Annotated in this window: 8 protein-coding genes; 2 read left to right on the top strand and 6 right to left on the bottom strand. The window is 72.1% G+C overall.

The annotated features are described in order from the left end of the window. Positions 1-73 precede the first annotated feature (73 nt). From G5C51_RS36345 to G5C51_RS36365, 5 genes are all read right to left on the bottom strand, one after another. A complete protein-coding gene (locus G5C51_RS36345; protein ID WP_165244197.1) occupies positions 74-1,795 on the bottom strand; it encodes an urease subunit alpha in 1,722 nt (573 codons plus the stop codon). Beyond that, positions 1,788-2,102, bottom strand: a complete 315-nt coding sequence (locus G5C51_RS36350) for an urease subunit beta (protein WP_165244207.1) — start codon at positions 2,100-2,102, stop codon at positions 1,788-1,790. Before G5C51_RS36350 ends, G5C51_RS36345 begins: the two co-directional genes overlap by 8 nt. A 65-nt stretch (positions 2,103-2,167) precedes the next feature. After that, complete coding sequence (locus tag G5C51_RS36355) at positions 2,168-2,470, bottom strand: urease subunit gamma (RefSeq protein ID WP_165244199.1); 303 nt, start codon at positions 2,468-2,470, stop codon at positions 2,168-2,170. A 141-nt stretch (positions 2,471-2,611) separates the two neighbouring features. Next, the gene (locus tag G5C51_RS36360; protein ID WP_338118432.1) at positions 2,612-3,397 is read right to left on the bottom strand and encodes a crotonase/enoyl-CoA hydratase family protein; all 786 of its coding nucleotides are present in this window, start codon (positions 3,395-3,397) and stop codon (positions 2,612-2,614) included. A gap of 17 nt (positions 3,398-3,414) precedes the next feature. After that, positions 3,415-5,757, bottom strand: a complete 2,343-nt coding sequence (locus G5C51_RS36365; RefSeq protein WP_165244201.1) for a serine/threonine-protein kinase — start codon at positions 5,755-5,757, stop codon at positions 3,415-3,417. Between the two features lie 109 nt (positions 5,758-5,866). Between G5C51_RS36365 and G5C51_RS36370 the strand changes: the two genes are divergently transcribed. After that, positions 5,867-6,886 (top strand): LacI family DNA-binding transcriptional regulator, encoded by a 1,020-nt coding sequence (locus G5C51_RS36370; protein WP_165244203.1) that lies wholly within the window; start codon positions 5,867-5,869, stop codon positions 6,884-6,886. A gap of 46 nt (positions 6,887-6,932) precedes the next feature. Further along, entirely contained in the window at positions 6,933-8,354 is a 1,422-nt protein-coding gene (locus G5C51_RS36375; protein ID WP_165244205.1) for an MFS transporter, read from the top strand. On the opposite strand, the gene G5C51_RS36380 is transcribed toward G5C51_RS36375, so the two are convergent. After that, the coding region (locus G5C51_RS36380) for an exo-rhamnogalacturonan lyase family protein (RefSeq protein ID WP_476715153.1) at positions 8,236-9,472 on the bottom strand (1,237 nt) is incomplete at its 5' end. The two genes, G5C51_RS36375 and G5C51_RS36380, sit on opposite strands and share 119 nt — an antisense overlap.

Genomic DNA, 9,472 nt, shown 5'->3' on the forward strand with positions numbered 1-9,472 from the left:
CCTCCCGCCCGCCCGTTGAACTCGCTCCGTCTGGCTCAAGGGCGGGGTCATCTCGATCGTCATCGCTCGCCCCTCAGAACAGGAAGTACCGCTGCGTCATCGGCAGTTCCGCCGCCGGCGCCGGCTCGATGACCTCGCCGTCGACCCGTACCGTGAACGAATCCGGGTCCACCTCCACCCGCGGGCGCGCGTCGTTCTCGCGCATGTCCGCCTTCGTGAGGCCGCGCGTCGAGCCCGCCGCGACGAAGCGCTTGCCCAGCCCCAGCCGATCCGGCAGCCCCGCCTCCAGCGCCGATTCCGTCACGAAGTTCAGCGAGTTGCGGGCCGGCGCCGCGCCCAGCGCCCCGTACATCGGGCGCGGCAGCACCGGCTGCGGCGTGGGGATGGACGCGTTGGAGTCGCCCATCTGCGCGTACGCGATCTGGCCGCCCTTCAGCACCAGCAGCGGCTTCACACCGAAGAACGCCGGGTCCCACAGCACCAGATCCGCCAGCTTGCCCGGCTCCACCGAGCCGACCTCGGTCTCCAGGCCCTGGGCCACCGCCGGGTTGATGGTGTATTTGGCGACGTATCGACGCGCCCGTCCGTTGTCCGCGGGGCCGTCACCCGGCAGCGAGCCGCGCCGCCGCTTCATCACATGCGCGGTCTGCCAGGTGCGCAGGATCACCTCCCCGACCCGCCCCATCGCCTGCGCGTCCGACGAGATGATGGAGATCGCGCCGAGGTCGTGCAGCACGTCCTCCGCCGCGATCGTCGTCGGGCGGATACGGGACTCGGCGAAGGCCAGGTCCTCGGGGATCGCCGGGTTGAGGTGGTGGCAGACCATCAGCATGTCGAGGTGTTCCTCGACGGTGTTGACGGTGTGCGGGCGGGTCGGGTTCGTCGACGACGGGAGGACGTTCGGCTCCGAGACCACCGTGATGATGTCCGGTGCGTGGCCGCCGCCCGCGCCCTCCGTGTGGTACGCGTGCAGGGTGCGGCCCGCGACCGCGGCGAGGGTGTCGCCGACGAAGCCCGCCTCGTTCAAGGTGTCCGTGTGGATGGCGAGTTGGGCGCCCGACTCGTCGCAGACGTTCAGGCACGCGTCGATCGCCGCCGGTGTCGCGCCCCAGTCCTCGTGGATCTTGAAGGCGAGCGCACCGCCGCGCAGCTGGGCACGCATCGACTCGGCCGAGACCGTGTTGCCCTTCCCCAGCAGGCCGATGTTCACCGGGTAGTGCTCGAGCGCCGCGAACATCCGCTCCAGATGCCAGGACCCCGGCGTGATCGTCGTCGCCTTGGTGCCCTCGGCCGGGCCCGTACCGCCGCCGATGATCGTCGTAATGCCGGCGGACAGCGCCTCGTCCACGATGCCCGGCGAGATGAAGTGCACGTGCGCGTCGATGGCGCCTGCGGTCAGGATGCGGCCGTTGCCCGCGATGACCTCCGTCTCCGGGCCGATGGCGAGGTCCGGGTGGACGCCGTCCATGGTGTCCGGATTGCCCGCCTTGCCGAGCGCGGCGATACGGCCGTCGCGGATGCCCACATCCGCCTTCACCACACCCCAGTGGTCGAGGACGACGACACCCGTGATGACCGTGTCGGGAGCGCCCTCGGCGCGCGTCACCCGGGACTGGCCCATCGACTCGCGGATCACCTTCCCGCCGCCGAAGACCGCCTCCTCGCCCGCGAGTCCGGGACCGCCGGAACGGTCCTCCTCTACCTCCACGAGCAGGTCGGTGTCGGCGAGCCGGATGCGGTCGCCGGCGGTCGGGCCGAAGAGCGACGCGTACGCGGCGCGGCTGAGCTCAGCCATCGAGGGCACCTCCGGTCTCGCCGCGCAGGCCCGCGACATGCCGCGCGCCCGCGATCGGCACCAGTTCGACCTCGACCGGAATGCCCGGCTCGAAGCGCACGGACGTGCCCGCGGCGACGCCGAGGCGCTTGCCGCGGGCGGCGGCGCGGTCGAAGTCGAGACCGGGGTTGGCCTCGGCGAAGTGGTAGTGGGAGCCGACCTGTACGGGGCGGTCGGCGGCGTTGAGGACGGTGAGGCGGGTGACGGGGCGGCCCTCGTTGAGCTGGACCGGGGGCGCGTCGGCGGGGATGATCTCTCCGGGGATCACGGCGGGTCGTGGCTCCTTCGGGCTGCTGCTCGCGCTCGTGCTCATGCTCATGCTCGTACTCATGCTCACGCGATCGGGTCGTGGACGGTGACGAGCTTGGTGCCGTCCGGGAAGGTCGCCTCGACCTGCACGTCGTGGATCAGCTCGGGGATGCCCTCCATCACATCGGCGCGGGTGAGCACCTTGCGCCCGGAGTTCATCAGCTCCGCGACCGTACGGCCGTCGCGGGCGCCCTCGAGGATGTGCACGGTGATCAGCGCGATGGCTTCGGGGTGGTTCAGCTTGACTCCGCGGGCCCGGCGCTTCTCGGCCACGTCGGCGGCTACGTGGATGAGCAGTCTCTCCTGCTCATGAGGGGTCAGCTGCACGGCACTCACCTCGGGTATCGGCTCTTCCGTGCCGATCTTGATCGGTCGGCAGGATGTTCGGGAACGCTAGCCCGGTTGTTTTTCCATCGCGTTAACTGGAGCTTTGCCCATACCTGGCGTCCGCCGAGCCGTGTCTTTGCACTAACCCTCGAAAGCCTGAAAGCTGCCGTGCCGCCCGGCACCGTCCGCGAACCGCGCCGCACCCTCGAGCGCCTCCCCCAGCGCCTGACTGCCGTACCGCAGCTCGGCGGCCATGGCCGCGTCCTCCGTCAGCCCGTACTGCCCGCGCGCGGAGGCCCGGTCCCCGCGCATGCAGGTCTGCGGAAAACGGGCGATCTGCGCCGCCAGTTCCTCGGCCGCGGCCCGCGCCTGCCCGGTCGGCACGAGCCGATTAGCCAGCCCCATTGCATACGCCTCGGGCCCCGGCACCGCCCGCCCGGTCAGGATCATGTCCATCGCCCGGCTCTCCCCGATCAGCCGCGGCAGCCGCACGGTCCCGCCATCGATGAGCGGCACACCCCACCGCCGGCAGAACACCCCGAAGACCGCATCCTCCTCAGCAACCCGCATATCGCACCAGAGCGCCAGCTCGAGCCCCCCGGCCACGGCATGCCCACTGACCGCGGCGATGACCGGCTTCTCCAGCCGCATCCGCGTCGGCCCCATCGGCCCGTCCCCATCAGCCGCCACCCGATTCCCCCGCTCCGTACCGATCCCCTTGAGATCAGCCCCGGCACAGAACACCCCACCCGCACCCCACAACACCGCCACGCTCGCCGCCTCATCCGCCTCGAACTCCCGGAACGCGTCGGCCAGCGCGGCCGCCGTAGGCCCGTCGACGGCGTTACGCACCTCGGGCCGCTCGAGAATCACGGTGGTCACGGGTCCGTCGCGCTCGACGCGTATCGCACTGCGGGGGCTGGGCACGGGCAGTACACCTCCTGCTACGGGATCGGCGGCCGCTCCGGCAGACTGCGGCCGGAGCGGCGGATGACCGCCTCGGTCAGCTTGTGGCTGCGGCCCAGGGCGCGGGCGACGTCGCGGAGCAGCTGCTTCCACAGCTTCTCCGCCTCTCTCGCGAGCCCGACGTGCTCGAGGGCATGCGCCTGAGCGTAGCGGCCGCGCAGGTTCAGCTCGTCGTCCGGGCCGTGCAGCTCGATCCGGCGCTGCAGCACCGCGTCGAACAGCGGCAGCGCCGCAGTGGGATTGGCCGACTCGGCCGTGTAGAGGGCCAGGTGGAAGCGGGCCTCGACGGACAGCTGGTGGTCCTCCCCCAGCACCCGGGCCACGTCCTCGGTGAGCGCGTGCCAGTGCGGCAGGGCGCGGACGGGATTCTCGTAGTGCGCGGCGAGCCGCAGGATCTGGAGGCGGGTGGCCAGCACCAGCTGGTCGTCCGGGTTGAGCACCTCGAGCAGGTCCGGCAGCAGCGCGCGGAAGTGGTGCAGCGCGTTGGCGGGTTCGCCGGAGGTGGCGGACTGCTCGGCGAGGCGAAAGCGGGTGCGCAGGGTGAGCAGGTGGTGGTCGCCGAGCGTCTGCGCCATGTCCGTGATCAGCACCCGCAGCGCCGGCAGCGCCTCGTGGGCGGCGCCGGTCGCGGCGATCCAGTCCACCAGGACGAAGCGCGCTCCCAGCACCTGCTCGTCGCCGCTGCCGAGCAGGGAGCCGATCGCCGGGATCGACTCCCTGAGCCGCCGGGGCACGTTCGGGTCGCGCATCTGCAGGATGCTGCGGGCGAGTTCGGCGCGGGCCGCGGCGACCGGCGTCCCCGGCACACCGGCGCCGGAGCCGTGCTCCGCCAGCTCCCGCAACAGCCGGGTGAGCAGCTGGATGGCCTTGCCCGCGTCTCCCGTACGGCGCTGCTGCACGGCCTCCTGGAAGGCCGCGCTCTGGGTGAGGGGATCGTCATCGCCGAGGGCGCCGCGCAGGTCCGGCACGAGCTGTCCGTACAGCCGGGCGGCCTCGGCGTGGTCGCCCGCCTCCGCCTGGAACCACGGCAGCAGGCTGCGGGCGTAGAGGGTGCGGCGGTCCATCGGACCGTTCTCGCGGGCGATCGCGGGCAGCAGCTGGGCGAGCATCCACGAGGCGTTCTGCGGGCTGCCGTCCCTGGCCACCGCGCAGGCGAGGTCGAAGTCGAAGTCGAGGAGCTGCGGATCGCGGTCACCCAGCAGTCGCTTGGCCTCCGCGCGCACCCGGCGAAGCTGCAGCACCGCCTCCCAGGACGCGGTCGCGTCCAGCGCCTCGTCGCGGCGGCGGCGTAGCTCCTCGCGTACGGGCAGCAGGTCGTCGTCCGGATCCGTGACGATCTCGACGACGACCTCCCTGATGCTCGCGGTGTCGAACGTCTCGCTCTCGTCGGCCCGTTGGGGACCGGCGGCTGCCGGGTGCGCGGGCGGCGGGAGTTGCGGCGGGGTCCTGTCTCCTTGCGTGATCAGGTCGATGGCGCGCAGCCGGTCGACGACGGAGCCGGCGTCGGGCGGCCGTTCCGCCGGGTCCTTCGCCAGTAGCGACAGCACCAGGTCGTCGAGCTCGGGCGGCACGGCGGCGGCACCGCGCAGCGCGCTGGGAGCCGGTGGCGCCTCGTGCACCTGCTGGTACATCACCTGCAGCAGGCCCCGGTCCTTCGGGAACGGCGGCTGCCCGGTGAGCATCGCGAACAGCAGGCAGCCCAGGGCGTACAGGTCGGTCCGCCCGTCGACAGGCCGGGCCAGGCACTGCTCGGGCGCCATGTACGAAGGGGTGCCGACCATGCGGGCGCCGGTGAGCTTGGAATGGTGGGTGTCGTTCTCCTCCATGAACCGGGCGATTCCGAAGTCGAGGAGCTTCACCAGCCCGCCGGGCGTGATCATGACATTCCCGGGTTTGAGGTCGCGGTGCACCACGCCGACCTCCGGATCGTGTGCCGCCTCCAGCGCCAGGGCGATCTGGGTGGCCCATTCCAGGGCACGCGGCACCGGTGGCAGCCGGTCCCGCAGTTCACGGGCCAGCGAACGGCCCTGCACCAGCTCCATGACGACGTAGACCAGCGGCATGTCGTCCCGCTCGATGCTGTTGTAGTCGTACACGGCCACGATGTGCGGGTGGGCGAGCCGGCCCGCCGCGGTCGCCTCGCGGCCGAGCCGGGAGACCAGCTCCGCCACGACGGCCGGGTCCGCCTCCTCGCGGATCAGCTTCAGCGCCACGCGGCGCCGGATGCGCCGGTCGGTTCCCTCCCAGACCTCGCCCATGCCGCCGGCCTCCAGCCGGCGCACCAACTCGTAGCGGCCATCGAGCACATCACCGGCCTGCATCCACGCCCCCTCGCAGCTGCCGCGAGACCTTAGCGCAAGCGATTGCCCTCCTGGAACGGGTACGGCGTCACGCTGCGCAGCGAGCGGAAGAAGAGGAAGATCTCCAGTCATGGCGACGGACCGGCGGAGGGTTCCCACCATTCATGATGTGGCGCGGGTGGCGGGGGTTTCCCGGGGGACGGTTTCCCGGGTGTTGCAGGGTGGGCGGAATGTCAGTGCGGGGGCGCTCGCGGCGGTGGAGGGCGCGATCAAGGAGACCGGGTATGTGGTCAATCGGGCCGCGCGGCAGATGGTCACCGGGCGGTCGGGGTCGGTTGCTTTTCTGCTGACCGAGCCGCAGGAGCGGCTCTTTCACGATCCCAACTTCGGGGTGTTGCTGCGTGCTTGCACCGCGGAGCTGGCGGCGCATGACATCCCGCTGCTGCTGATGATCGCGGGTACGGAGGGCGAGCGGCGGCGCAATATGCGCTATATCGCCGCGGGCCATGTCGACGGCGTGCTGCTGATATCCAGCCACCACGGCGACACCGTCACCGCCGAGTTGCACGCCGCCGAGGTGCCGCTGGTCGTGTGCGGGAAGCCGGCCGACGCGAGCGCGAGGATCGCGCATGTCGCGGCGGACGACCGGGGCGGGGCGCGGGAGATGGTGCGGTATCTGTACGCGACGGGGCGGCGCCGGATCGCCACCGTGACCGGGCCACTGGACACCTCCGGCGGCGTGGACCGGCTGGCCGGGTACCGGGAGGCGCTGGCCGAGTGCGGCCTCGCCGCGGACGACGCGCTCGTCGCCGCCGGCGACTACAGCCGCGGCAGCGGCGCGGCGGCCGCGGAGCAACTGCTGGGCCGGGCCCGGGACCTGGACGCGGTGTTCGTGGCGTCCGATCTGATGGCGCAGGGCGTCCTCACCGTGCTGGAGCGGGCCGGCCGCCGGGTGCCCGAGGACATCGCGGTCGGCGGCTTCGACGATTCGGAGGCCGCGCTGGAGTCCCGCCCGGCGTTGACGACGATGCGGCAGCCGTACGACCGGATCAGCGCGGAGATGATCCGGCTGCTGCTGGCCCGGATCGGCGGCCAGGACCCGGCGGCGGTGATACTGCCGACCGAATTGGTGGTGCGGGACTCGGCGTAAGGCGGTCATTTACGCGCCGTGCAGGCCGCGTTCACCCTCGCGGCTCATGCTGGCGGGCCTTCTCTCCGGGGCAGGTGGTTCGGTGGCGGGCGCGCGGCGGCAGCAGCAGCAACAGCTCGGCGTGGGCGAGCCGCGGGCGGAGACGCGCATCTCCGCGCGCGCCTGGGTGGGCTGGGCGGCCGGGGCGCTGACCTACGTCGTCGCCGTCTTCAATCGCGGCAGCCTCGGCGTCGCCGGCCCCACCGCCACCGAGCGGCTCGGGATCGACGCGACGGCGCTGTCCGCGTTCAGCGCGGTGCAGCTCGGCGTCTTCGCCGCCACCCAGATCCCGGTCGGGCTCTTCGCCGACCGGTACGGGCCGCGGCGGATGCTGACGCTGAGCCTCGCCGTGATGGCCGCCGGGCAGGCGCTGGTGGCGGGCGGCGACGACTTCGCGACCGTGCTGGCCGGGCGGGCGCTGCTGGGGTGCGGGGACGCGATGGTGATGATCAGCGTGCTGCGGCTGATCGCGGCGTGGTTCCCCGCCGGCCGTACGCCGGTGCTGGCGCAGGTCACGGTCGTCGTCGGCACGGCCGGCGGGCTGGCCGCGGTGCCGCCGCTGTCGGCGGCGCTGCGGGCCTTCGGCTGGGAGCCGGTGTTCTACGCCGTGGCGCTGGCGACCGCCGTCCTGATCCCGGTGGCCTGGCTGGGCATCCGGGACGCGCCGCCGGGTGGCGCCGCCGAACCCGGCCCGGCGGGCGACTCCTTGCGTACGTCGCTCGCCGAGGCGTGGCGGCAGCCGTCGACGCCGGTGGGGCTGTGGCTGATGTTCACCGTGCACTTCCCGGTCCAGGTCTTCGTGCTGCTCTGGGGCTTCCCCTTTCTGACGGAGAGCCAAGGGGTCTCCGAGACGACCGCCGGCTACGTGACCGCGGCACCGCTCGTCGTCACCATGGCGCTGGGGCCGGTGTTCGGCGTGATCTCCGGACGCCGGCCCCGTCGCCGTATCCCGGTCGTGCTGTCGATCGCGGCCGCCACCACGGCGGCGTGGGGCGTGGTGCTGCTGTGGCCCGGCGGGCACGCGCCGCTGCCGGTGCTGTTCCTGCTCGCGGCGGTGCTCGGCCTGGGGAACCCGGCCGCGGTCTTCGGCCTGGACATCGCCCGCTCCGGCAGCCGCGCCCACCGCGTCGGCGCCGCGACGGGCCTCGCCAACATCGGCGGCTACACCGCGGCCCTCCTCGCCATGCTGCTGATCGGCGTCACCCTGGACCTCACCGATACGGACTACCGGATCGCGCTGAGCACCCAGCTGCTGCTCCAAGCCGCCGGCGCGGGGCTGCTGTTCCGCAGCCTGCGGCGGCGGCGGAAGCTCACAGCTTGTCGCCCACCAGCGCCAGGTTCTGGATGGCCGCAAGGCCGTAGAGCGCCGTCGTGTTGGTGGAGATCGCCGGGATCTCGTAGCCGGGCTCGAGGACCTGCGGGCCGTTGAGTTCGGTGCTGCTCCAGTCCATCGACTCGGTGTAGCCGTCCGAGCGGTGGAACTTCGCCCACGCCCGCTCGGCCAGCTTGTCGTCCTTCGCCTTCACGGCGGCGTACGCGTCCATCCGCGAGTGGCCCTGGAAGAGCAGCAGGTTGCCGAAGTCCGTGCCGTAGCGCTCCTTCTGCTCGGCCTTGGTGGCGTTGAAGTAGCGGCAGTAGTCCAGCCACGCCTCGGTGAACTCCGGCATCTCGATCAGGTCGATCAGCTCGGCGCACATCTCGACGAGCCCGAACATCGCGGAGAGGTGCGAGACCTCGACCGCGGCCTTGTCCGCCACCGCGAACCGGCCGGTGTCCAGGTCGTACAGTCCCTTCCCCTGCACAAAGCCGTTGGGCTGGGCGGCGATCGTCTCCATCGTCGCGCGCAGCCGCGCCTCCGCCTTCTGGGCCTTGGGGCCCTTGCGCTCCCACTCGGTCAGCCAGGCGGCGGCCAGGCCGCTCCAGTCCGTACCGAAGCCGATGGACAGCGCGTGCGGGTCCGGCTCGTACGGCTCCTCGCGGATCTTGCGGATGGGGTCGAGCACGAGGAAGGTCTCGTCCGAGTCGACGAGCGCGTGCATCAGGTCGCCGGTGCGTTCGTCGGCGGTGAGGTAGTAGTAGGCGCGGCGGTAGACGGCGGTGGAGATGCGCTGCTGCTTGGCGCTGTCGGCGAAGTGCTGGACGCCGTGCCGGGTGCCGAGGCCCGCCCATTCGCCCAGGTGGTAGACGTCGACCTCGCCGGTGTGGCGGGTCATGGCCTCGGCGAACCGGAAGATGTCGGCGCGGCCGGAGCGCAGGTACGCGAACCACAGCCAAAGGTCGGGCGAGAGCTCGGAGTTGTCCCAGGCGTAGCCGCCGACGTCGTAGCGCCACTGGTGCCGGTCGGCGTCGTAGGTGTGCATGATGTCGCCGTAGTCCCAGAAGCCGTACCAGCGGCGCTGCTCGCGCTGGTCGCGGTAGTAGGCGAAGAGGTCGTCGAGGTGGTCCTCGATCTTCGCCTTCGCCGGGTCCGTGCGGTCCACCGGGGCGAAGAGGCCGCCGAAGACCCCGGCGCGGGTGAGGGATGCGGGGGCGGCGGCGAGCTGGGGC

It is taken from the genome of Streptomyces coryli (genome assembly GCF_011044975.1).
Taxonomy (GTDB): Bacteria; Actinomycetota; Actinomycetes; order Streptomycetales; family Streptomycetaceae; genus Streptomyces; species Streptomyces coryli.

Coding starts and splice junctions, on each gene's coding strand:
- G5C51_RS36370 (WP_165244203.1), top strand. CDS start 5,867: ATGGCGACGGACCGGCGGAGGGTTCCCACCATTCATGATGTGGCGCGG.
- G5C51_RS36375 (WP_165244205.1), top strand. CDS start 6,933: ATGCTGGCGGGCCTTCTCTCCGGGGCAGGTGGTTCGGTGGCGGGCGCG.
- G5C51_RS36345 (WP_165244197.1), bottom strand. CDS start 1,795: ATGGCTGAGCTCAGCCGCGCCGCGTACGCGTCGCTCTTCGGCCCGACC.
- G5C51_RS36365 (WP_165244201.1), bottom strand. CDS start 5,757: ATGCAGGCCGGTGATGTGCTCGATGGCCGCTACGAGTTGGTGCGCCGG.